The sequence below is a fragment of the Nonomuraea cavernae genome (assembly GCF_040655715.1).
Taxonomy (GTDB): domain Bacteria; phylum Actinomycetota; class Actinomycetes; order Streptosporangiales; family Streptosporangiaceae; genus Nonomuraea; species Nonomuraea cavernae_A.
In genome coordinates this window covers 102,479-125,279 of the sequence record NZ_JBFAKL010000015.1, presented here as the reverse complement: position 1 = coordinate 125,279, position 22,801 = coordinate 102,479, and the positions used below count along the sequence as shown (strand labels likewise).

Genomic DNA, 22,801 nt, shown 5'->3' with positions numbered 1-22,801 from the left:
TGCTCGGGGCATGGCGCCGCCGGCGCGCGAGTCCATAGAATCTTGTTCGGTTCTAGCCGGAGGAGGCACCGTGGGCGCGTTCGATCTCAGCGGGAAGAAGGCCTTGGTGACCGGGGCGTCGAGGGGGATCGGGCGGGCCATCGCGCTCGCCTACGCCGAGGCGGGAGCCGACGTGGCGCTCGTGTCGCGCTCGGCCGCGAAACTGGCCGAGGTGGCCAAGGAGGTCGAGACCCATGGCCGGGAGGCCGTGGTGATCCCGGCCGACCTCACCGACCGCGACGAGGCCGCCGGCGCCGTGCACGGGGCGATCGACGCGCTGGGGTGGCTCGACATCGTGGTCAACAACGCCGGAGGGTCCAACTTCCTGGTCGAGTTCAAGGATCTGCGCCTGTCGGGGTGGGACAAGCTGATGCGGCTCAACCTCGACTCCGCCATGGCCGTGTGCCACGCGGTCGCCCCGCACCTGCTCGAAAGGGGCTCCGGGTCCGTGATCAACGTCGCTTCGGCGGCGGCGCTGGGCGCGCCGCTGCTGGCCCCCTACGCGGCTGCCAAGGCGGGCGTGGTCGCGCTGACCAAGTCGCTGGCCGTGGAGTGGGCGCGGTCCGGCGTTCGGGTCAACGCGCTGTGCCCCGGATGGACGGCCACCGACCTGAACCGCAACCTCTGGGACGACGAGACGGCCGGCGCGTCGACCATCGTGGGGGTGCCGATGCACCGGTGGGGCACGGCGGAGGAGATGGCTCATCCTGCCGTGTTCCTGGCCGCGCCCGCGTCGGCGTACATGACCGGGCAGGTGCTCTTCGTCGACGGCGGGATGACGGCCACCGCCCAATGACCTCGGGCGGGAGGCGTTTCCCGGAAAACTGGTCGCCGCTATGGGGGTATATCGGCATACGTCGTGGAGTGATTGTCGCGAGGATCAGGGCTACCGTGTGGTGGTGCAGCTTTACACGAGATCAGCCGGGACCGGACTCCCGGTCGTACTGCTCCACGCGTTTCCGCTCTCCTCGGCCATGTGGCTGGCGCAACGGGAGGGGCTGGCCAGATCGTGCCGGGTGATCACCCCTGACCTGCGCGGTTTCGGAGGGTCGCGGCTGGGTGATGACGAGCCGTCCGTCGACCTGATGGCGGACGATGTCGCCAGGCTGCTCGACGACGAGGGCATCGACAGGGCCGTGGTCGGCGGCCTGTCGATGGGCGGCTACGTCACGATGGCGTTCTGCCGTCGCCACCCCGACCGCCTGCTGGGCGTGATCCTGGCCGACACCAAGGCCGGGCCCGATCCAGAGCCCGCCCGTGACAACCGCGAGCGCATCGCGCGGGCCGTTCTGTCCGACGGCAGCGACGTGCTGCTCGCCGAGGTGCTGCCGGCGCTCATCGGGCCGACCACCAAGGAGCGGCGGGCGATGGTGTTCGGACGGGTCAAGGGCCTCGTGCAGTCGGCGCCGCCGGGCGCGGTGGCCTGGGCGCAGCGGGCCATGGCGGGCCGGCCCGACTCCTTCGACACGCTGGCCGCGCTGGGGGTGCCGCTGCTGGTCGTCGTGGGCGAGGAGGACGAGCTCGCGACCCCGGCCGACGCCGAGGCGATGGCGCGGGCCGCGTCCGACGGCAGGCTGGAGATCATCCCGAAGGCCGGTCATCTGAGCGCGGTCGAGCAGCCCGAGGCGTTCAACGCGGCGGTCGCGGAGTTTCTCAGCACCGGGCTTGGCGAGGAAGCACGATCTCCCGGATGACCAGCGCGATGGCGGCCGCCACCGGGATGGCGACCAGAGCGCCCACGATGCCGAGCAGAGCCCCGCCGAAGAGCGCGGCGATGACCGTCACCGCCGGTGTCACGTCCACCGAGCGCTTCATCACCCGCGGGTAGATCAGGTAGTTCTCGATCTGCTGGTAGATCAGGAAGAAGATCGCGCAGGCCACACCCGCCTGCCACGACTGCAGCAGCGCCACGCCTGTGACCAGCACGGCCCCGATGGTCGCGCCCACCAGCGGGATCAGGTCCGTCAGGGCGACCACCAGGGCCAGCGCCAGCGCGTACTTCACGTCGATGATCGACAGGAAGATCCAGGCCAGGACGCCCGCGATGACCGAGATGAGCACGTTGCCGGCGACGTAACCGCCGATGCCGTCGAGCACCTCCTCGGCGATCGCGCCGGTACGCTCGCGCCGCGAGGCCGGGACCAGCCTGAGCAGATAGTCCTTGATCGTGTGCAGCGAGCCGAGGAAGTACAGCATGAGCACCAGCAGCGTCACCGTGGTGAACGCGCCGTCGAGCACCACCAGCCCGGCCCCCACGACGCCCGAGGCCAGCGCCGGCCCGAGCGTGCCGGTGACGAACGCGGCCACCTTCGGCAGGATCTGATACTCGGCGTCCAGCTGGCGGAGCGTCGGATGGTTGCTCAGCTCGGTGACATAGCCCGGCACCGCGGCCACGAACTCAGCCAGCTGCTGGCTCACCGGCGGCACCACGGCCAGCCCGAACAGCACGAACGCCACGATGACCCCGGCGAACACGATCGAGATCGCGCCGCGCCTGCCCAGCCGGCGCCGCTGCAGCGTCTCCACCGCGGGGTTCAGCCCGACGGCCAGGAACATCGCCACCACGACCAGGATGATCACGTGCAGCGAGGCGACGACCATCTGCGCGAGCGCGATCGCGGTCAGCACCCCCAGCCCGCCGACCAGGCCGAACAGGAACGGGCCCCGCACCAGCGGCTTGCCCGGCAGCCCGTACGGCGCGGCGCCGGCACCGCCTCCCGGAGGAGCGGAAGCGGTGGTGTCGCCCGGAGGAGCGGCACCGGTGGTGTCCCTCTGAGCGGCGGCGTCCTGCGACGGAGGCTGGTCCGGCGCAGGGCTCTGGTCCTGAGCGGGCGCAGGGTCGACTTCTGCGGACACGGGGGACTCCTGATGACTCGGGGGGGTGAAACCGCGACGTACTCAGGGGGAGCCGCGACGTAGCCGGAGCAAGGACCGCTACGCGGTCGGGGCTGACACCGCGACGAAAACGCCGTGAGCCGCCGCAACAGAAAGAGAGCCTAGCGACCATCAAGGTCACCAGGCTCTCTTCAGCCGTCTGTCAGCCCCCGTGTAGTGGCTTCCGGACTACTCCTGCCACCACTCCGCGTCGTCCTCGGCCTTGGTCTCCGGCTTGGGCGCGGGCGCCGGCGTGATCGGCCTGTCGTTGGCGGGTGCGGCGATCGCCGGCTTCGGCGGGGCCGCGGCCACGGCCGGCTCGGGCTCCATGCCCGGCAGTGCGGCGCCACCGAGCAGCTGACGCAGCTGCGCGAGGTGACTGGTGATGCTGTCGCGCTGGCGGGTGAGCTCGTCGACCTGGCGCTGCATCGAGGAGCGGGTGCGCTCCGCGTCGTTCTTCGCCTCGGTCACTATGGTCTCCGCGCTCGACTTGGCCTCGGCCACGATCTGCTCGGAGTTCTTGCGTGCGTTGGCGACCAGCTGCTTGGCGTGCAGATCGGCCTCGCGGCGGGTCTGGTCGGCCTGCTGGGTGGCCTTCGTGGCCCGCGACTCGGCGGTCGCGGCGCGCTGCTCGGCCTCGGCGACCAGCTTCTGGGTCGCGGCCTGCGCGCTGGAGTGGCGATCGGCCTCCTGGCGCTCCGCCTCCTCGCGCCGGGACGCCAGCTGGATCTCGAACTCGGCCTCGTCCTGCGCCCGCTTGGCCTCGGACTCCTCCAGCACCCGCTGCGCCTGCGCCCGCATCTCGTCGGCCTGGCGCTTGGCGGTGGTCAGCACCTCGTCGCGCTCGCGCTTGGTCGAGGCCCGCAGCTGGGCGACCTCGCGCTCGGTCGTCGTGCGCAGCTTGGCGATCTCGCGCTCGGCGTCGGCCCGCTTCTCGGCCACCTCGTGGTCGGCGGTGGCACGGAGCTTGGCCACCTCGCGCTCGGTGGTGTTGGTCAGCTCGTCGGCCTCGCGGCGCGCGGTCGAGCGGATCTCCTCGGCGTCACGCTCGGCGCTGGTGCGCATCTCGTCGCTCTCGCGAGTGGCCTGCGCCCGCTTGTCGGCCGCCTCGGCCTCCGCCGCCGCCCGCAGGTCCGCCGCCTCGACCTTGGCCGCGGCCTTGATCTCGTTGGCCTCGGACCTGGCTGCCTGGACGAGCTCGGTGGCTTGCTCCTCGGCGAGCCGTAGCAGCTGCTCGATGCGGGCGCCCAGACCGGAGTAGGTGGGGCGCTCCTGCTCCTGGAGCTGCCGCTGCGAGTCGGACAGGTCGCGCTGCAGGCCCGTGACCTGCTCGCGGGCCGTTCGTAGCTCGCCGTCGAGCTGCTTCAAATGGTCATGGACCTGGTGGCGGTCGTAACCACGGAGCACCACGTCGAACTCGCGTGCGGGGGCGTCCTCGAAGAAGTTGTTGAGTTGGGCGTCGATGTCGGACTGCATGGAGGCTCGATCCTGGGTTGTCGAGACGGCTACACGGGCCGGACGGGGGGTTCGGGGCATCCGAGCCAGGAGCCTGTGCCTCGCGGCAGGCCCCTTGTCCGGTGGAAAGCCAGCGTACTCCGCCGATGCCGACTCCGAGGCCCCGTCCAACTTTCTGCGTGACTAGTTACATATGAACGATTTTTAGGTTTGTGCGGGCCGGGCCGCCTGGACCAGCTCCGTAAGCATTCCTCCCACGTCCTTGGGGTGCAGAAACGCGATCTCCGACCCCATCGACCCGTGCCGCGGGCGCTCGTCGAGTAGCCTTACGCCCTTTGCCCCGATCTGATCCATCGCCGCGGCGACGTCGGGCACCCCGAAGGCCACGTGGTGCACCCCCTCGCCCCGCTTGGCGAGGAACTTGCCCACGGGGGAGTCCTCCGACAGGGGTTCGAGCAACTGGATGTAGGAGCCGCCGCCCTCGCCGTCGGCGATGTGCAGCATGGCCTCCTTGACGCCCTGCTCCTCGTTCACCTCGCGGGCCACCACGGTCAGATCGAACGTTCCAGAGAACAGCTCGATCTTCTCCTCAAGATCGTGGCAAGCGATTCCGATGTGGTCGATACGCATGAACATATGTGGCCTACCTCCACTGCTAACGTCCTTTTCCACGTAGGTATGGTGTCAAAGAATCCCTCGTGGGCACAGGAGGCCGCCATGTCTGGTTCCGTCATCGTCGCAGGGGCACGCACCCCGATCGGCAAACTGCTCGGCGCGCTGTCCGGGCTGCAGGCCGTCGACCTGGGTGGCATCGCCATCAAGGCGGCCTTGGACCGTGCCGGGGTCGCGCCCGAGGCCGTGGAGTACGTGATCATGGGCCAGGTGCTGCAGGCGGGCGCGGGCCAGATCCCCTCGCGCCAGGCGGCGGTCAAGGCCGGCATCCCGATGACGGTCCCCTCGATCACCGTCAACAAGGTGTGCCTGTCCGGCCTCGACGCCATCGCCCTGGCCGACCAGCTCATCCGCGCGGGCGAGTTCGACATCGTGGTGGCCGGCGGCATGGAGTCGATGACCAACGCGCCGCACCTGCTGCCCGGTCTGCGCAAGGGCGTCAAGTACGGCGGCAGCGAGGTGGTCGACTCGATGGCCCACGACGGCCTGTTCTGCGCCTTCGACCAGTGCGCCATGGGCGAGTCGACCGAGCGCTACAACGCCCGCCTGGGCATCGGCCGCGAGGAACAGGACGCCGTGTCGGCCCGCTCCCACCAACTGGCCGCGGCGGCCATCAAGAACGGCGCCTTCGAGGACGAGATCGTGCCGGTGGAGATCCCGCAGCGGCGCGGCGAGCCGCTGGTCGTCAAGGAGGACGAGGGCGTGCGGGGCGACACCACCGTGGAGACCCTCGCCAGGCTGCGGCCCGCGTTCGCGGCCGACGGCACGATCACGGCCGGGTCCGCCTCGCAGATCTCCGACGGCGCCTGCGCGGTCGTCGTCATGTCCAAGGCCAAGGCCGAGGAGCTGGGCCTGCCCTGGCTGGCGGAGATCGGCAGGCACGGCAACGTCGCCGGCCCCGACGCCTCGCTGCAGTCGCAGCCGGCCAACGCCATCAAGCACGCCCTGGGCAAGCAGGGACTGGCGGCCGTTGACCTCGACCTGGTCGAGATCAACGAGGCTTTCGCCAGCGTGGTGGTCCAGTCGGCCAAGGAGCTCGGCCTGCCGCTCGACAAGGTGAACGTCAACGGCGGCGGCATCGCGCTCGGCCACCCGATCGGCGCCTCGGGCGCGCGCATCGTCCTCACGCTGGCCCACGAGCTCAGGCGCCGTGGCGGCGGCCTGGGCGCGGCCGCCCTGTGCGGCGGCGGCGGCCAGGGAGACGCCCTGATCATCTCCGTCCCGGCTGCCTGAGCGGACACCCGGGACCTCTCGGGACCTCTCGGGACCTCGGAACCCCGGGTCCCTGGCGGGATCACAAGGGTCTCGTGGACCTCAGAGACCTCAGAGACCTCGGGGACCTCGCGGGAACCTCGGGGCGTCAGGGCTCGTCGGTGAACTTCACCGTCACCTTGTCGAACCCGAGCGACTTGAGCAGCCCTTCGAGCATGGCCTTGGTGTTGGCGTCGGCCCTCGCCCGCAGGTCGCTGGCGGTGGCCGCCTCGGCGATCTTCTTCTCCGCCAGCACGTACAGCTCCCGCTGGTCACCGGGTGAGGACGACAGGAAGCCCTCCACCCGGTCCAGCAGCCCGCGCTGCTGCGCGAAGACGTAGGAGCGCCGGTTGTCCAGGTTGGGCTTCTCGAGCTGCGCGCGGGGAAGCCGGATGGTGGCCTCGGTGCGCTCGGCGTTGACCGTCACGGCGCCGGCCGCCAGCGTCGAGAAGTCGACATAGGCGTCCACGCCGCCCGCCCCCACGAAGAGGGTGCGGGTGCCCTTGACCGCGTCGGGCAGGAAGGTGGCGTCCTTCTCCAGGTCCACCACGACCTGGAAGTTGCCGGTGGCCGCCTCGAACCGGCTCAGGTCCTTGATCGACTGCAGGAGGACCGGCTGGCTCCGGTCGACCGACTCCTCGCCGAAGGGGTCGAGCCAGCTCCAGGCCAGTCGTCCGCCGACCACCAGCAGGATCGCCACGACGAGGAACCCGGCCAGATATCGCCACGCGCGGCGCCGCCGGGGAGTCTCCGCCGCCGGCTCCGTCTGGGATGTCTTCATGCGGTGTTGACTACCCGAGTATCGATCATCATTGCCAGCCATTTGGTGACATCTGTGGGCCCCAGGTCGGCGAGGGATCGCCGCTGGGAGCCGGATAGACCGGGTAGACCGGTGAGGAGCCGACCGCCGACGGGGGCGTGGCCATCTGGGCGGGGCCGCCGCCGAAGTGGGTGCTCGACAGCTTGCACGACTGGAAGTCGCTGTAGAACATGCGCAGCCACTCGCGCCTCTGGTGCTCGCTCAGCCCGGAGAACCAGGCGGCGGCGTACTGGTGCTCGGCCAGCGGACCGCCTGGCAGCGGCTCGCCGCGCAGCCAGGCCATCACGATCTCGCGGTAGCCGTCGGCCGGGGCGCCGGGGCAGCGGGTGGCCAGCGACTCGACGTACTCATAGGACGCCTGGTCGGCGAAGCCGGCCGACAGATCGCGCACGTGGATCGGCGCCAGGCCGGTGGACGGCTTGAGGCTCTCCTCCAGGGGCCGCTGCTCCACCCGGGTGAACGCGGCGGGGGTGCCCGCCAGCCGGGAGGCGATCTTGGTGAAGGTGGCGCCCAGCTCGGTGAGGCCGCTGCGCATCCCAGGGTGCAGGCAGACCGTGATCGGCCAGTCCTGGCAGCTGTAGGCGATCTCCTGCGCGGCCGCCGGCTTGGGCTCGCCCAGCAGCCGCGCCACCCCGGTGCCCGCCGCCAGCACGGCCAGTAGCGCGCACGCCAGCACCAGCGGCTGCTTGGTCACCAGCGCCGTCCAGCCGAGCAGCAGCGCCGCCGTGACGCCGAGCAGCCAGATCGTCTGGTTGAGGAACGCGGCGCCGCTCAGCCCCTGGAACAGGTCGTACGGCTCGCCCGTGCCCGGAGCCAGCCGGTCGGCCCAGCCACGGCCGTCGGCGAACCAGGTGAACAGTGCGTAGCAGCCGAGCCCCGCGAGCGGCGGCGTGACGGCCCGGGGCGCCAGCCAGCCGGCGACCCACCCGATCACCGAGTAGAGCGCCAGCCCCGCCATGCCGACGCCCAGCCCCGACAGGCTGAGCCGGCCCGACTGGTCGGTGAGCACGGTCTTGACGGCCAGCACCAGCACCGTCGCGGCGAACGAGCCGAGCACCACCAGCACGATGGCCAGCGGCGCCTTGAGCGCGCGCCACGCCGTCAGGCAGCGGTCGCCCAACGCCCTGCGCTTGCGCAGGGCCACCCACGCGGCGAAGGCCGCCGCCACGGGCCCGGTCAGCCGGAGCGATCCGATCACCGCGGCCACGATGTTCTCCCAGGCGTCGACGCCCGGTATCAGGACACTCCACGCTGCGAGCAGGCCGAGAGCCAGGAGCACGGCGACCGTGACGGCCGCGCTCTGTTTCAGCTCCTCGCGAGAAACACTCACGTGTTCAGGCACGCGTTACCCCGTTGACGTTCATCAAGCACCCCCCGTGCCCCGTTGGTAAAGCGGAAACGGTCAGTCCGGGCAGGTCCCCACCGCCGGTGAACTTGGCTTCCGCGTCACCTTTCGATGCGAGAACCATAACTGAGCGTGATGTTTCACGTCCGCATTCTTGGTCAAGCGGCGAATCTGATCGCGCAGAGTAACCAGTCCAAACCGGACGAGCAGCGCGCTACGGTAGCGCTGTGTCGACGCCGAAGCCTCTCAACCTGCCGTTCGATCCCATCGACCGCGCTGCTCAGACCTGGCGTGCCCGCTTCGGACCCGCTTCCGCGATGGCCGCCGTCACCTCGATCATGAGAGCGCATCAGATCCTGCTGTCGCAACTTGACTCGCTCCTGAAGCCGTACGACTTGACCTTCGCCAGGTACGAGGCTCTCGTGTTGTTGACCTTCAGCAGAACCGGGGCGCTCCCACTGTCGAAGATCGGGGAGCGGCTCATGGTGCATCCGACGAGCGTCACCAACACGGTCGACCGGCTCGAACGCTCGGGTCTGGTGCGCCGGTTGCCCAATCCGCGCGACGGACGCGGCGTGCTCGCCGAGATCACCGACGCCGGTCGCGACGCCGTGCGGCAGGCGACTGCCGATCTGATGGCCGCCGATTTCGGGCTCACCATGTACGACGAGGACGAGCTGCGGCGGATGTTCGACCAGTTGCGCACCCTACGGGTGGCGGCGGGCGACTTCGCGATGCGGCAAGATGAGGAGCATGGCGGACTTCTCTAGGCCCGGATCGCTCTACGGAGCGATCGATCTGGGCGCCCGTAAGCAGGCACTGGAGGCGCAGGCCCGGCGCGAGAGCGGAGGGCCGCAGGCGGCCTCCTCGGCCTCGATCGTCGACGTGACCGAGGAGACCTTCACGACCGATGTCATCGACCGGTCGATGACCGTGCCCGTCGTGCTCGACCTGTGGTCGCCGCGGGCGCCGGGCAGCGCCCAGCTCAGCCCCGTGCTCGAGAAGGTGCTCGGTGAGACCGGCGGCAGGGCCGTCCTCGCGAAGGTCAACGTCGACGCCAGCCCGCAGATCGCGCAGGCCCTGCGCGTGCAGGCGGTGCCGACCGTGCTGGCGATCTTCCAGGGGCAGGCCGTCACCGGCTTCCAGCAGGTGCTGCCCGAGCAGGAGGTGCGCCGCTGGCTCGACGAGCTGATGGCCGCGGTCGAGCAGTTCTACCAGGCCAACCCCGACGCCAGGCCGGCTCCCCAGGCCGGAGAGGAGGAGGCTCCCGAGGCGCCTCCGGCCGACCCCGACCTGGTGGCCGCCGAGCAGGCGATCGACCAGGGCGACCTCGACGCCGCCCAGGCCGCCTACGAGCGGCTGCTGGCCCGGGCGCCGGGCGACGAGGACGCCAAGATGGGTCTCGCGGGCGTCGGCCTGATCAAGCGCACCGCCGATGCCGACCCCGACGACGTGCAGAGGCGCCTCGCCGACCCGGCCGACATCGACGCGCAGCTGCTCGCGGCCGACCTCGAGATGCTGTCCGGAGCCGTCGACGAGGCGTTCGACCGGATCGTCGCCGTGGTCAAGCGCACCTCGGGTGACGAGCGTGACAAGGCCAGGCGGCACCTGCTCGGCCTGTTCGACGCGCTTCCCGCCGAAGACCCGTCTCTGGCCAGAGCACGTAGAGCTTTGTCGAGCGCGTTGTTCTAACCTGGGAGCATGCGGGTCGTCACGATCTCCGCGACCTACGGCACGGCGGGCAGCCTCATCGGCCCCGCGGTCGCCGAGCGGCTCGGTGTGCCCTTCGTCGACCGTGCCATCCCGAGCGCCGTGGCCGAGGAGCTCGGCTGCTCGCTTGAGGAGGCGCTGGCCCACGACGACCGGGCCGAGCACGGCCTCGGCAGGCTGTTGTCGGGTGCGGTGCGGCTGCCGACGGTCACCTTCGGCGGCATCGACATGTACGTCCCGGGCGCGTTGCCGCACGCGCCCGAGGACTTCGTCCACCGCACCGAGCGCATCCTCCGGGAGACCGCCCGCGTGCGGGGCGGGGTCTTCCTGGGCCGGGCCGGGGCCATGGTGCTGGCCGGCCATCCCGGCGCGCTGCACGTGCGACTCGACGCGCCGCTGAGACGCCGGGTGCTGCAGACGGCGACCTTGGGAGATCTCGGCGAGCGTGAGGCCCGCCGCCTCATCGAGGACAACGACCGCGCCCGCGCGGCCTATGTGCGCCACTTCTACCGGGCCGATCCGGCCGATCCGTGTCTCTATCACCTGGTCATCGACAGCACCAGCATTCCCGTCCCCACGTGCGTCGAGCTCATCACGACGGCGGCGGCGGCGCTGAGCTGACCGGATTTCCCCCTACGATAGGAGGACTTCTTGGTCAGGCCCGAAGGAGCGATTGACGTGGCGACCGTCCCGAGTGTGTCGTACTCCATCACCGTGCGGCTGGAGGTGTCGGCGGGCGGCAAGGCCGTCAGCCAGCTCACCCACGCCGTAGAGTCGGCAGGCGGCGTGGTCACCGCCCTCGACGTCACCAACGCGGGCCACGAGCGGCTGCGCATCGACGTCACCTGCGCGGCCCGGGACACCGACCACGCCCAGGCGATCGTCGACCAGCTGGAGGGCGTCGACGGCGTCGTCATCCACAAGGTCTCCGACCGCACCTTCCTCATGCACCTCGGCGGCAAGATCGAGATGGTGTCGAAGGTGCCGCTGCGCAACCGCGACGAGCTCTCGATGGCCTACACGCCCGGCGTGGCGCGGGTGTCGATGGCGATCGCCCGCAACAAGGAGGACGCCCGGCGGCTGACCATCAAGCGCAACACGGTCGCCGTCGTCACCGACGGCTCGGCGGTGCTTGGCCTCGGCAACATCGGGCCCGAGGCGGCGCTGCCGGTCATGGAGGGCAAGGCGGCGCTGTTCAAACGCTTCGCGGGCATCGACGCCTGGCCCATCTGCCTCGACTCGCAGGACGTCGACGAGATCGTCCGCACGGTCCAGCTCATCGCGCCCGGCTTCGGCGGCATCAACCTGGAGGACATCTCCGCGCCCCGCTGCTTCGAGGTGGAACGGCGGCTGCGCGAGCTGCTCGACATCCCGGTCTTCCACGACGACCAGCACGGCACCGCCATCTGCGTGGTCGCCGCGCTCACCAACGCGCTGCGGGTGGTCGACAAGCCGCTGGCCGACGTCCGCATCACCATGGCGGGAGCGGGCGCGGCGGGCACGGCGGTGTTGCGGCTGCTGCTCGCGGCCGGCGCGCGCGACGTGATCGTCTGCGACTATCTCGGCGCCGTCCACAAGGGCCGCGACGACCTCGACGACTCGCTGCGGTGGATCGCCGAGCACACCAACTCCGAGGGCTACGCAGGTGATCTGCGGGGCGCGGTCAAGGACGCCGACGTGTTCGTGGGCGTCTCGGCGCCGGGCATCCTGACGGGCGACGACATCGCCATGATGGCCCCCGACGCGGTGGTGTTCGCGCTGGCCAATCCGGAGCCCGAGGTGTCTCCCGACGACGCCCGCGAGCACGCCGCCGTGGTGGCCACGGGGCGCTCCGACTACCCCAACCAGATCAACAACGTGCTGGCGTTCCCCGGCGTCTTCCGCGGCCTCCTCGACGCGCAGGCCACGGAGGTCACCTCGGAGATGCTGCTGGCCGCCGCCGGAGCCCTGGCCGCCGTCGTGACGGCCGAGGAGCTCGGCCCCAACTACATCATCCCGAGCGTCTTCCACCCCGACGTGGCCACCGCGGTCGCCGCGGCCGTCCGCGAGTCGGCCGGTGGCCGCGCCCGGGGCTTCACCGAGGCGTGACCCCAGCCGGATGATCCGCCGGGCCCGGCGGGCTGGAGCCGGGCCAGACGGAGCCGTACCACCACAGGATCCCGCCGGTGAGCAGCAGGGCGACCGCGGTCGCGAGCTTGGCGATGAGCGCGAGCGGCGGGCCGGTGAGGGGCAGTGACCGCTGGCGCCATCCCTGCGGGCAGTCGTTCTCCGCGCGGGCCGAGTCGATCAGGGTGCGTGAGCCGCCCACCGAGTACGCCCTGATCCGCACACTGTCGCCTTGCTCGACGGTGATGTCCTGCCGGACGGTGTCGTGGCCGTCGACGGTCCCGCTGATCACCGTGGACGAGCCGGCCCGCAGGTCGAACCTGGTCGGGTGCCGGGTGCGGTTGCGCAGCGAGACCGAGACCTGCCCGCTGCGGCAGCTGATCCGGTCGACCGACATCGTGATCGGGTCGTCCAGGTCCGGCCACGCTCCTGCCTTGGTGGGCAGCAGGAGCATCGCGGCCAGAGGCAGGACGGCCACGATCAGGGCGACCAGGCTGAGGTGGATGGCGGTGCGCATGAGCGGGCTCCACGACGATGCAGATATTTACTCCGTATAGTGCCCATTTGACTGCATAGCGTAACGTGCGCGGAGTGGGGGAGCGGGATGGGCGGTTGACCCTTCATGATGGACGTATGGCGGAAGCGATCTACGTTGGCGGGTTGTTGGTGGCGACACCGCTTCTCGACGACCCGAACTTCCGGCGTAGCGTCGTACTGATCCTCGAACACGACCTCGACGGGGGCACCCTCGGCGTGGTGCTCAACCGGCCGAGCGAGATCTCGGTGACCCAGGTGCTGCCGGTGTGGGATCCGCTGGTGACCGGCCCTCCGGTGCTGTTCGAGGGCGGCCCGGTGCAGACCGACAGCGCGCTGGCGCTGGCGGCGGTCCCGAGCGGGGCGGAGCCGCTCGGCTGGCGCAGGCTCCACGCGGGCACGCCCGCCGTCTCGCGGCTCGGCACGGTCGACCTCGACGCGCCGCCCGAGATCCTGCAGGGAGAGATCGCGCAGATGCGCATCTTCGCCGGCTACGCCGGCTGGACCTCCGGGCAGTTGCAGAGCGAGATCGCCGAGGGCGCGTGGTACGTCGTCGACTCCGAGTCGGGCGACACCTTCCACACCGATCCCGGCTCGCTGTGGCGCCACGTGCTCCGGCGGCAGGCCGGAGAGCTGGCCTTCGTGGCGACCTGTCCCGAGGACCCGACGCTCAACTAGGCGTCCCTGTGTGAGCCGTCCCGATCCACCGCGTCTCTTTCCGCCGTGTCCCGGTCCACCGTGTCTCTTTCCGGGGTGTTCGAGTCCTCGGGGTTCGAGTCCGCGGGGTCCCAGCCCGGGGTGTTCGGGCCCGCGGGGTCCCAGTCCGGCCGCATGAGGCCCTCGGCGAGCTCGATGGTCTCCCGCATCCTCCGTACGATCTCGTTCAGGTCGGCGACATCGTGCAGGGGGCACTCGAAGCCGACGCGCATGGTCGACATGGCGAACGCCACGATGAGGTGGGAGAGCCGATCGGAGTCGGGATCGACGCCCCTGCGGGCGGCGATCTCGCCGACCAGGGCGTGTTCGGTCTCCGCGACCTTGGCCACCGAGAGCCCCACCAGACGGGGATTGTCGTCGAAGATCCGGCGCAACTTCAGGAATCGGGCGGCGTCTTCGGGTGTTGAGTCCTCCATGTCATGAGCCACCGCGCGCAACGCGTGCGACAGCGACGTGAAGGGAGGCTCATCCGCGGGACGGCTCCGCAGCGTGTCCACCATGATCTCCACGCCCTGGTCGTGCAACCCGAGCACCAGGTGATCCTTCCCGGTGAAGTAGCGGAAGAACGTACGGGGGGAGATCTCGACGGCCCCCGCTATCTGGTCGACCGTGGTCGAGTCGTACCCTTGTTCGAGGAACAGGTCGAGGGCGGCGTCGAGGATCGCGAGCCGCGTCCTGACCTTCTTGCGCTCCCGGAGTCCCATGGCCGTCACTCCCTCGAAACCCGCATGTCACAGTGTGCCATAAGTCATAAGGTGACGAATAAAATCCAGTTGTCATATGTCACCGACTGACATAGATTACCCGGCGGCTTAAGTGACGTCTGCCCCGCTCTGGGGCGTGTGTTGAGGGGGAAATTTTATGGCTCACGCGACGGTAGACGCGCCGTCGTCGCCGGGCCCCGGTAGAACGGGGACCGGCGGCAACCCATGGCTGGTGCTGCTCGCGGTCAGCCTCGGCGTCATCATGGTGATGCTCGACGGCACCGTGGTGGGCATCGCCAACCCGGTCATCCAGAAGGATCTGGGCGCCTCCCTGGCCGACCTCCAGTGGGTCACCAGCGGCTACCTGCTGGCCCTGGCGGTGTTCCTGATCACGGCGGGCAAGCTGGGTGACCTGTTCGGCCACAAGCGGGTCTTTCTGATCGGTGTGGTCGGCTTCGCGCTCACCTCGGTCGGCATCGGTTTCAGCGCCGAGTTGGCCGAGATCGTTCCCGGCGTCACGCCGGTGGGCGCGCTGATCGGCCTGCGGGTGCTCCAGGGCCTGTTCGGCGCGCTGCTCCAGCCCGCCGCCCTGGCGTTGCTGCGCGGCGCGTTCCCCGGTGAGAAGCTCAACCAGGCCATGGGCGCGTGGGGAGCCATCATCGGCCTGTCCAGCGCGGCCGGACCGATCGTCGGCGGCGTGCTGGTCGAGAAGGTGAGCTGGGAGTCCGTCTTCTTCATCAACGCGCCGGTGGGGATCATCGCCCTGGTCATGGGCATCTTCCTGATCAAGGAGCCCCGCACGCAGACGCTGGCCCGCATCGACTGGGCAGGCGTGGTGCTGCTGTCCGGCGCGATGTTCGCGCTGGTCTGGTCGATCATCAAGGCTCCCGAGTGGGGCTGGGGCGACAGCAAGACGATCGGCTTCCTGGCCGGGTTCGCGGTGCTCATCGGGCTGTTCATCTTCTGGCAGAGCCGGGCCAAGCAGCCGCTGGTGCCGCTCTCGCTGTTCAGGAACGCCTCGATCTCGATCGGCGTCGTGCTGATGACGATGGTGACGTTCGCCATGTTCGGCGCGATGTTCTTCCTCGGCTTCTTCTTCCAGGGCGTCCACGGCCTGAGCCCGCTCGACGCCGGCCTGCGCATGCTGCCGATGAGCGCGGGCATGATCGTCGCCTCGCCGCTGGCCGGCTTCCTGCTCGGCCGGCTCGGCCCGAAGATCACGATGACCGCGGGCCTGCTGATCACGGCCCTCTCGATGTTCCTCATGTCGCAGCTCAGCATCGACGCCACCTTCGTGGACACCTCGATCCCGTTCGTGCTGCTGGCGTTCGGCCTGTCGCCGGTCTTCGTCGGCGCCACCGAGATCATCGTGGGCAACGCCCCGATCGAGCTCAGTGGCGTCGCTGGTGGCCTGCAGCAGTCGGCCATGCAGGTCGGCGGCGCGCTCGGCACCGCGATCCTCGGCGCCGTCATGGCGGCTGAGATCTCCACCAAGCTGCCCGGCTACCTCGGCCCGGCGGCCCAGGCGATCCCGCCGGAGCAGATGACGCTGCTGGAGAAGGCCGCCGCCTTCGGCGGGCTCCCCGAGGGCACGCCCGAACAGCTCGTGCAGCTGGTCGGCCCGGCGGCCAACAACGCCTTCATGGATGGCATGCACCTGGCGTTCCTGGTGAGCACGGCAGTCGCGCTGGTGACCGCCGGTCTGGCCCTGCTCGTCAAGTCCGGCCGCAAGACGGAGGGCGCGCCGGTCCACATGGGCTGACCGCTTTCCCGTACGGCTCTCGCCCTGGTGGCGGGAGCCGTACCCCTTTTCCAGGGGAGGGCGTGCCAGCGGGAGCGGTCGCCGGCGGGCATAAAATCGGTGAGGTGAGCACGAAGATCCTCCCTCAGCAGGAGACCACGCCGCAGACGTCACACGGTGACGGCGACCACGAGCGGTTCTCCCACTACGCCGACAAGCACAAGATCACCGAGAGCATGGTGACCGGCACACCCATCCGCGCCCTGTGCGGCAAGATCTGGGTGCCCAGCCGTGACCCGAAGAAATACCCGGTCTGCCCGGAATGCAAGGAGATCTACGAGGGTCTTCCCCCGGGCGGCGGCGAGGGCGACGACCAGAAGCAGTGAGTGTTGCTGCCAGGTGATCGCCCCGGATATGACTACGGTCGGTAATCAGACCTGCTCATATCGTTTACGGGGGATCGTATGGCCAGGCGCGCGACCGCTGTCTCTTTGGCATGCCTGTTCACGGCCACGATCGTGTCGCCGATCCGCATGGACTCACCGGCGTTCGCCGCGTCCGGCTGCGTGGCGCCCAACTCGGCCCACCGGCATCGTGACGACCCGCGCGGGCCTGAGCCGGGGGCGCCAGGCCCCAGCGACGTGGCCAGGGTGCTCACCGACATCGACGCGCGGCTGGGCGGGGCGGCGCCGCCGGCCACGGTGACGGTGCCGGTCTGGGTGCACATCCTCACCGACGGCGTCACCCAGGTCCCCGACCGCTACGTCAGGGCGCAGCTCCAGACCCTCACCGCCGCCTACTCCGGGCGCCTGGGCGGAGCCGCCACCGGCATCGGCTTCCGCCTGGACGGCACCGACGTCACCCAGAACGCCGCCTGGTTCACCGATCCGGTTGCCAACGAGACGCAGATGAAGACGGCCCTGCGCAGGGGCGGGCCCGAGACCCTCAACCTCTATGTCGTCCAGCTCGACTATCGGGTGCTCGGCTTCTCCACCTACCCCTACTGGTATCAGAGCAGCCCCGGCAGCGACGGCGTGGTCATCGACTGGCGCACGATGCCCGGCGGCCCGCTGACCGACTACAGCCTCGGCTACACCGGAGTCCACGAGATCGGCCACTGGCTGGGTCTGTTCCACACCTTCGAGAACGGCTGCGTCCAGCCGGGCGACGGGGTCGACGACACGGCGCCGGAGGCGGCTCCCACCCAGGGCTGCCCGCAGTTCAAGGACACCTGCGAGCGCGGCGGCCCCGACCTGGTCCACAACTTCATGGACTACGCCCACGACCGGTGCATGCGGGAGTTCACCCGGGGTCAGGCGGTCCGGATGCGCCAGATCTGGTCGGTCTACCGCGACCAGGGAGTGCGCGCCGCCATGTGAGCGGGGACCGCGTCTAGGATGTCGGGGTGACAGCAGCGAAGCCTCTCGACACTCCGTACAAACCCCCTGGCGTCTTCGGCCCGGCGTACCGTACGGCGACGCTCGGCATCCTGCTCGTCATGACGCTGGTCGCGTTCGAGGGCATGTCCGTCGGCGTCGTCATGCCGGAGATCTCCGAGCAGCTCGACGCGCTCAACCTGTACGGCGTGAGCTTCTCGGCCTTCCTCATCGCCAGCCTGTTCGCCAACGTGGTGTCCGGTCTCTGGGCCGACCGCCACGGCTACGCGATGCCGTTCCTGATCGGGATGGCGCTCTTCGTGGCCGGCATGGCGCTGGCGGGCGCGGCGACCGGCAAGGAGGTGTTCCTGATGGCGCGGGCCGTCCAGGGGCTGGGGGCCGGATGCACGATCGTGGCGATCTACGTCATGATCGCCCGGGTCTACCCGCCGGACGTGCGGCCCAAGGTCTTCGCGGCGACGTCGGCCGCGTGGGTGGTGCCCGCCATGGTCGGCCCTGCCGTCGCCGGGTTCGTCGCCGACGAGTGGGGCTGGCGCTGGGTGTTCTACGGCATCGTCCCGCTGGTGGTGCCCGCTCTGGTGATGCTGCTCCCGTCGCTCAGGAAGCGGCCGGACGAGGAGGAGCGGACCCGTTCGTCGGGCCCGCGCTCCCAGCCGGAGAGGATGACGCTGGCCGCCACCGCGGCGGCCGGGGGAGCGGGCGTGCTGCTGTACGGCATCGAGGAGCTGCGCTCCTCACCCGTGCCGAGCGCCATCGCGGTGATCGTGGCCGCGGCCTTCCTCGTGTACGGGCTGATCAGGCTGCTTCCGCCAGGCGCGCTCCGGTTCGGCAGGGGCCTGCCCACCACGATCATGATGCGCGGCCTGTTCTCGGCGGCCTTCTTCGGCGTCAACTCGTTCATCCCGCTGGCCCTGCAGTCGGTCAAGGGATTCGGGCCCACGGCCGCCGGCATCGCCCTCACCACCGGCGCCCTCGGCTGGTCGACCGGGTCCTACCTGCAGAGCAGGCGCGAGGTGGAGCCGTACAAACGGATGCGACTGGGCGCGGCCTGCGTCGTGGCCGGCGTCCTGCTGTCGATCCTGTCGGTGATGCCCGGCGTCACGGGGTGGGTCGCGGTGCCCGCCTGGATCGTGGCGGGCCTGGGGATGGGCCTGGGCATGGCCACGGTCAGCGTCACCGCGCTCAAGCAGTCGCCGGTCAACGAGCAGGGGGCCAACAGCGCGGCGCTGTCCGTGACCGACATGCTCGGGGCGGCGCTGGCGCTCGGCATCGGCGGCGCGCTGATCAACGTGATCGGCCACACCCCGGCGGAGATCGCCGTCGGCTTCGTCTTCATCTGCTGCCTCATGGCCGCGGTGGCCCTGGCGGCCACGCTCCTCGCGTCCCGCGCCCGCTGAGTCCCGCGCCGCCGAGTTCCGCGCCGCCGGGTCGCTCGTACGCCGGATCGCTCGTACGCCGAGTCCTCGTACGTCCAGTGTGATTCCGTACCTGGTGTCACAACGATCACGAATTCCCTGATCGCAGCCCTAAGGAGTGATAGGACAGCGGGACAGGGAGGTGCCATGGAGGATGATCGCCGTGTCTGGCCCGTGGGTCCCGGCCCCAGGCATCGCCGTCCTCCCAAGGCGCCGAACCCGGTGTGGGACGACGAGGAGCCAGACGCCGACTGGCTGAGCCGCCTCCCGGACGATGACGACGAGGCGTGGAACCCACAGATCAGGCGGACGGCCGCCCTCGGGATCGAGCGCGACGACACGCGGCCGCCCTGGCAGTCGTTGCCGCCCTCCGCCCGTCTCTACGGCTCACCCGCCGACCCCGGACTCCCAAGGCGGACCAGGGGGCGCGCATGGCGGCGGCGCCTGGCCGTGCTGCTCGCGCTGCTGGCCGCCTCGGCCCTGGTCACCGCACTGGTCGTGACGGTGCTGCGGCTCGCCGAGCCCCGGCCGGAGACCGGGCGGCTGCACGACTCGCTGGCGGGGGTGTCGATCCCGCTGCCCGCCGGATGGCACCAGGACGCGGTGCCGCCGGTGACGGGGTTCACCTCGGTCGCCAGGGACCAGGCCGGCTCGCTGGTGATGGCCAGGCCGGTGCCGGGGGCCGTGGACGACGCCTGGGAGGACGCGGTGGAGGCGGCCGAGCTCTACTCCCGCCTGCTGCTCAAGGGCGACCGGGTCAGCGTCGTGGAGGACAAGGAGCTCGCCCAGGGGCACACCCGGGCGCTGCGCGCCGAGTATCAGGATGTGGTCAACCGGCCGGCGTACCTCCGGGTGATCCTGCTCACGCGCGACGAGCGGGCCGTGCTGCTGGTCGGCCTGCTCCAGCCCGAGGAAAACGCCAGCAGGCAGGTGCTCGACGGACTGATGGCGAGCGTGCGATGAGCCATGTACGGTCATTAGCACGCGACGGTGACCTTGGCCAGGATTCGCGGTGCACGGCACGTCTTGTCGGTGGCCCCGTTTACTCTTGGGTCACTGTGAGAAAGCGAAGCACACCAACCCCAGAGGTGATGCGGTGAGCACCTTCGCCGCGTCCCACCTGTCGCCTTCCTATCCCGACCGTGCCGCGTGGGGCACCGCCCCCAAGTTGCGGGCCTGGCAGCAGGAGGCGTTCGACCTCTACTTCAGCCGTGAGCCGCGTGACTTCCTCACCGTGGCGACGCCCGGCGCGGGCAAGACCACCTACGCGCTGCGCATCGCGAGCGAGCTGATCGCCAATGGGGTGATCCGGGCGATCACCGTCGTCACCCCCACCGAGCACCTCAAGCGCCAGTGGGCCGACGCGGCGGGCAAGGTCGGCATCAGCATCGACCCAGAGTTCAAGAACAGTCAGGGGGCCACCTCCCGCGACTACATCGGGGTCGCGGTGACCTACGCCCAGGTCGCCATGCACCCCGCCCTCCACCGCGCGCGCACCGAGGCGCGCAAGACGCTGGTCATCTTCGACGAGATCCACCACGCGGGCGACGCCAAGTCGTGGGGCGACGGCATCCGCGAGGCCTTCGAGCCGGCCACCCGCCGCCTCCAGCTGACCGGCACGCCGTTCAGGTCCGACGACAACCCGATCCCGTTCGTCGGCTACGAGGAGGACGTCGAGGGCCTCAAGCGCAGCGTCGCCGACTACTCCTACGGCTACGGCCCGGCGCTCGACGACGGCGTGGTCCGGCCGGTCATCTTCCTGGCCTACTCCGGTGAGATGCGCTGGCGCACCCGCGCCGGCGACGAGATCGCCGCCACGCTCGGCACCCCGCTCACCAAGGACCAGCTCTCCCAGGCCTGGCGCGCCGCGCTCGATCCCAAGGGCGACTGGATCCGTCAGGTCATGCAGGCGGCCGATCGGCGGCTCACCGAGGTGCGGCGGGGCGTGCCCGACGCGGGCGGCCTGGTGATCGCGACCGACCACGAGACGGCCCGCGCCTACGCCCGTCACCTCCGGGCCATCAGCGGCGAGGGCGCCACGGTGGTCCTGTCCGACGACCCGGGGGCGTCCAAGAAGATCAAGGGCTTCGCGGCGTCCCAGGATCGCTGGCTGGTGGCGGTCCGCATGGTGTCGGAGGGCGTCGACATCCCACGCCTGTGCGTCGGGGTCTACGCCACCTCGACCTCCACGCCGCTGTTCTTCGCCCAGGCCGTCGGCCGCTTCGTCCGGGCCCGCAAGCGGGGCGAGATGGCCTCGGTCTTCCTGCCCTCGGTGCCGACCCTGATGGGGCTCGCCAACGAGATGGAGGTCGAGCGCGACCACGTCCTCAACCGCAGGCCGCCCGAGGACGGGCTCGACGACAGCCTGCTGGAGCAGGCCAACCGCAAGCAGGACAACCCCGACGTCCTGGGTGACGAGCTGCCGTTCGAGACCATGGAGACGTCGGCGACGTTCGACCGGGTGCTGTTCGACGGCGGCGAGTTCGGCACCGGGGCCGAGGTGGGCTCGGCCGAGGAGGAGGACTTCATCGGGCTGCCGGGCCTGCTGGAGCCCGACCAGGTGGCGACCCTGCTCCGCAAGCGCCAGTCCGACCAGCAGGCCAAGCGCAGGCAGCCGGAGACCCCGGCCGCCACGCTGGCGCCGCACGAGCAGATCGCCGAGCTGCGGCGCGAGCTCAACGGCCTGGTCGGCGCCTGGAACCATCGCACGGGCCAGCCGCACGGCGTCATCCATTCGGAGCTCCGGCGGGCGTGTGGCGGGCCGCCGATCGCCCAGGCCACCGCCGAGCAGATCCAGGAACGGATCGGCAAGATCCGCCAGTGGGCCACCCAGCGGCGCTGACGGCCGCGCCGTCAGCGGGGGACGGCGGCCCGCCGTCCCCGCTCGCCGCCGTCAGCAGGGGACGCGGCGAGCAGGGGCGCCGTCCTCCGATCACGGGGCGGTTCAAAGCGTTCGGTCACACCCCCGTGACGATCTGATTGGGACGGGCCGGAAGCGGTAACAACCACTTTGGCTGTTGCTGAGCGGAAGGGCGTTGCCTATGTCGTTTGGGGCCACGGGCAAACCGACATTGGTCGTCACCTCCGGTCTCGTCCCCAACGCATCGGTTCTCCGTCTCGAAGGCGAGCTCGACGTGTACATGCTGCCGATGCTGCGTGAGCACCTGCGCCGGATCTGGGAGCTCCCCGCGACCCCGTTCATGGTCGTGGATCTGGGCGGCGTCGGCTTCTGCGACTCCATGGGGGTCAACGCGCTGGTCGAGGTGATGCAGGAGTGCGAGGCCCGGGGCACCCGGCTGCTGCTGGGCGGGGTGCGCGGGGTCATGGCGCGGGTGCTGTCGATCACCGGTCTGCGCAACGCGTTCGAGGTGTACGACGACGTCGACGAGGCGCTGGGCTTGGCGATGACGACCTAGCGACCCCGGCCGGGGCCACCTAAGGGACGGCCCCCGAGGACGCCGCTTGACGGGCCGCGACGCTCGGGATGCGGTGCCCGGTGCGGCCGTCGACCGGCACGTAGCGGCTCCCGCCGAGCGGCACCAGCAGCGAGGCGGCGCCGCGCTCGACGCGTACGGGCAGGGTGCGGGGCTCACCCGCCGGCAGGGCCGTCCCACGGCCGAGGTTGTGCTCTCTGCGGCGCTCGCCCTTCTCGGGACCCTCGCGCACCCAGACGCGCAGCTTCCGGCCTTCGGGACGCACCACGACCCTGGCCGTCGCGCACTCACCAGGAGCGGCGGCCCAGGACAAGGTCAGGCCGTCGTGCCGGTCGTCCAGGTGGGCGGTCTCGGGCACCGGTCTGCGCTCCGCGCACACCACCCGTTCGGGCACGTGGGGCATGTCGTGCGCCACGACCTCCAGCGGCGAGGGAGCGTTGGCCGCGACCGTCGCGGCCTCCAGCGCCGCCACCGTCAGGAGAGCGCCGAGCCGGGCCGCATGGCGGCCACGGACGAGAACCCAGAGGCTGAGCGGGCCGAGCACCAGCCAGGCCAGGCCGAGGGAGTAGGCGGGCATGACACCTCAC

At 70.5% G+C, this 22,801-nt stretch carries 23 protein-coding genes; 15 read left to right on the top strand and 8 right to left on the bottom strand.

The genetic code is table 11. The features are described from left to right. Window positions 1–70: 70 nt before the first annotated feature. Window positions 71–835: an SDR family NAD(P)-dependent oxidoreductase gene (locus tag AB0I38_RS22585; protein WP_358471151.1), complete on the top strand. Its 765-nt coding sequence runs from the start codon at window positions 71–73 to the stop codon at window positions 833–835. Between the two features lie 103 nt (window positions 836–938). Continuing rightward, complete coding sequence (locus tag AB0I38_RS22580; protein ID WP_358471149.1) at window positions 939–1,733, top strand: alpha/beta fold hydrolase; 795 nt, start codon at window positions 939–941, stop codon at window positions 1,731–1,733. On the opposite strand, the gene AB0I38_RS22575 is transcribed toward AB0I38_RS22580, so the two are convergent. The 3 genes from AB0I38_RS22575 to mce form a co-directional block, all read right to left on the bottom strand. Beyond that, the gene (locus tag AB0I38_RS22575) at window positions 1,693–2,895 is read right to left on the bottom strand and encodes an AI-2E family transporter (RefSeq protein ID WP_358471147.1); all 1,203 of its coding nucleotides are present in this window, start codon (window positions 2,893–2,895) and stop codon (window positions 1,693–1,695) included. The genes AB0I38_RS22580 and AB0I38_RS22575 overlap by 41 nt on opposite strands. Window positions 2,896–3,102: 207 nt before the next feature. Then, window positions 3,103–4,389 carry a DivIVA domain-containing protein gene (locus AB0I38_RS22570; protein ID WP_358471145.1) on the bottom strand — a complete coding sequence of 429 codons (1,287 nt, stop codon included), beginning with the start codon at window positions 4,387–4,389 and terminating at the stop codon, window positions 3,103–3,105. A gap of 183 nt (window positions 4,390–4,572) precedes the next feature. Beyond that, a complete protein-coding gene (mce, locus tag AB0I38_RS22565; protein ID WP_189126131.1) occupies window positions 4,573–5,004 on the bottom strand; it encodes a methylmalonyl-CoA epimerase in 432 nt (143 codons plus the stop codon). Between the two features lie 81 nt (window positions 5,005–5,085). Here mce and AB0I38_RS22560 point away from each other — a divergent pair, with 81 nt between their 5' ends. Next, a complete protein-coding gene (locus tag AB0I38_RS22560; protein ID WP_358471143.1) occupies window positions 5,086–6,273 on the top strand; it encodes an acetyl-CoA C-acetyltransferase in 1,188 nt (395 codons plus the stop codon). A gap of 127 nt (window positions 6,274–6,400) precedes the next feature. Here the strand turns inward: AB0I38_RS22560 and AB0I38_RS22555 are convergent, their stop codons facing one another. Next, window positions 6,401–7,072 carry a DUF4230 domain-containing protein gene (locus AB0I38_RS22555; RefSeq protein ID WP_358471141.1) on the bottom strand — a complete coding sequence of 224 codons (672 nt, stop codon included), beginning with the start codon at window positions 7,070–7,072 and terminating at the stop codon, window positions 6,401–6,403. 28 nt (window positions 7,073–7,100) lie between these two features. Next, the gene (locus AB0I38_RS22550; protein WP_358471139.1) at window positions 7,101–8,441 is read right to left on the bottom strand and encodes a hypothetical protein; all 1,341 of its coding nucleotides are present in this window, start codon (window positions 8,439–8,441) and stop codon (window positions 7,101–7,103) included. 242 nt (window positions 8,442–8,683) lie between these two features. Between AB0I38_RS22550 and AB0I38_RS22545 the strand changes: the two genes are divergently transcribed. From AB0I38_RS22545 to AB0I38_RS22530, 4 genes are read left to right on the top strand one after another with little or no spacing between them, the layout of a single operon-like run. Further along, window positions 8,684–9,226 carry a MarR family winged helix-turn-helix transcriptional regulator gene (locus AB0I38_RS22545; RefSeq protein WP_358471137.1) on the top strand — a complete coding sequence of 181 codons (543 nt, stop codon included), beginning with the start codon at window positions 8,684–8,686 and terminating at the stop codon, window positions 9,224–9,226. Further along, a complete protein-coding gene (locus tag AB0I38_RS22540) occupies window positions 9,210–10,148 on the top strand; it encodes a tetratricopeptide repeat protein (RefSeq protein ID WP_358471136.1) in 939 nt (312 codons plus the stop codon). Before AB0I38_RS22545 ends, AB0I38_RS22540 begins: the two co-directional genes overlap by 17 nt. Before the next feature lie 9 nt (window positions 10,149–10,157). Further along, window positions 10,158–10,787, top strand: coding sequence for an AAA family ATPase (locus AB0I38_RS22535; protein ID WP_358471134.1), 630 nt, complete (start codon window positions 10,158–10,160; stop codon window positions 10,785–10,787). 57 nt (window positions 10,788–10,844) lie between these two features. Further along, a complete protein-coding gene (locus tag AB0I38_RS22530) occupies window positions 10,845–12,254 on the top strand; it encodes an NAD-dependent malic enzyme (protein ID WP_358471132.1) in 1,410 nt (469 codons plus the stop codon). Here the strand turns inward: AB0I38_RS22530 and AB0I38_RS22525 are convergent. Continuing rightward, complete coding sequence (locus AB0I38_RS22525; RefSeq protein ID WP_358471130.1) at window positions 12,241–12,789, bottom strand: hypothetical protein; 549 nt, start codon at window positions 12,787–12,789, stop codon at window positions 12,241–12,243. The genes AB0I38_RS22530 and AB0I38_RS22525 overlap by 14 nt on opposite strands. Window positions 12,790–12,905: 116 nt before the next feature. On the opposite strand from AB0I38_RS22525, the gene AB0I38_RS22520 reads away from it, so the two are divergent. Next, complete coding sequence (locus AB0I38_RS22520; RefSeq protein WP_358471128.1) at window positions 12,906–13,484, top strand: YqgE/AlgH family protein; 579 nt, start codon at window positions 12,906–12,908, stop codon at window positions 13,482–13,484. Here AB0I38_RS22520 and AB0I38_RS22515 read toward each other — a convergent pair. Then, a complete protein-coding gene (locus AB0I38_RS22515) occupies window positions 13,481–14,227 on the bottom strand; it encodes a TetR/AcrR family transcriptional regulator (RefSeq protein WP_358471126.1) in 747 nt (248 codons plus the stop codon). The two genes, AB0I38_RS22520 and AB0I38_RS22515, sit on opposite strands and share 4 nt — an antisense overlap. A gap of 157 nt (window positions 14,228–14,384) precedes the next feature. Here AB0I38_RS22515 and AB0I38_RS22510 point away from each other — a divergent pair, with 157 nt between their 5' ends. The 7 genes from AB0I38_RS22510 to AB0I38_RS22480 all read left to right on the top strand — a co-directional run bounded on the left by AB0I38_RS22510 (window position 14,385) and on the right by AB0I38_RS22480 (window position 22,196). Continuing rightward, window positions 14,385–15,989, top strand: coding sequence for a DHA2 family efflux MFS transporter permease subunit (locus AB0I38_RS22510; RefSeq protein ID WP_358471124.1), 1,605 nt, complete (start codon window positions 14,385–14,387; stop codon window positions 15,987–15,989). Between the two features lie 104 nt (window positions 15,990–16,093). Continuing rightward, window positions 16,094–16,354, top strand: a complete 261-nt coding sequence (locus tag AB0I38_RS22505) for a DUF3039 domain-containing protein (RefSeq protein WP_189126143.1) — start codon at window positions 16,094–16,096, stop codon at window positions 16,352–16,354. A 78-nt stretch (window positions 16,355–16,432) separates the two neighbouring features. Beyond that, window positions 16,433–17,347 (top strand): zinc metalloprotease, encoded by a 915-nt coding sequence (locus AB0I38_RS22500; RefSeq protein ID WP_358471122.1) that lies wholly within the window; start codon window positions 16,433–16,435, stop codon window positions 17,345–17,347. 26 nt (window positions 17,348–17,373) lie between these two features. Then, a complete protein-coding gene (locus AB0I38_RS22495) occupies window positions 17,374–18,762 on the top strand; it encodes an MFS transporter (RefSeq protein WP_358471120.1) in 1,389 nt (462 codons plus the stop codon). A 165-nt stretch (window positions 18,763–18,927) separates the two neighbouring features. Beyond that, window positions 18,928–19,743, top strand: a complete 816-nt coding sequence (locus AB0I38_RS22490; protein ID WP_358471118.1) for a hypothetical protein — start codon at window positions 18,928–18,930, stop codon at window positions 19,741–19,743. A 133-nt stretch (window positions 19,744–19,876) separates the two neighbouring features. After that, the gene (locus AB0I38_RS22485) at window positions 19,877–21,622 is read left to right on the top strand and encodes a DEAD/DEAH box helicase (RefSeq protein WP_358471116.1); all 1,746 of its coding nucleotides are present in this window, start codon (window positions 19,877–19,879) and stop codon (window positions 21,620–21,622) included. 199 nt (window positions 21,623–21,821) lie between these two features. Next, a complete protein-coding gene (locus tag AB0I38_RS22480; RefSeq protein WP_358471114.1) occupies window positions 21,822–22,196 on the top strand; it encodes an STAS domain-containing protein in 375 nt (124 codons plus the stop codon). Window positions 22,197–22,215: 19 nt separating this feature from the next. Here the strand turns inward: AB0I38_RS22480 and AB0I38_RS22475 are convergent, their stop codons facing one another. Beyond that, a complete protein-coding gene (locus AB0I38_RS22475) occupies window positions 22,216–22,791 on the bottom strand; it encodes a hypothetical protein (protein WP_358471112.1) in 576 nt (191 codons plus the stop codon). Between the last annotated feature and the right edge of the window lie 10 nt (window positions 22,792–22,801).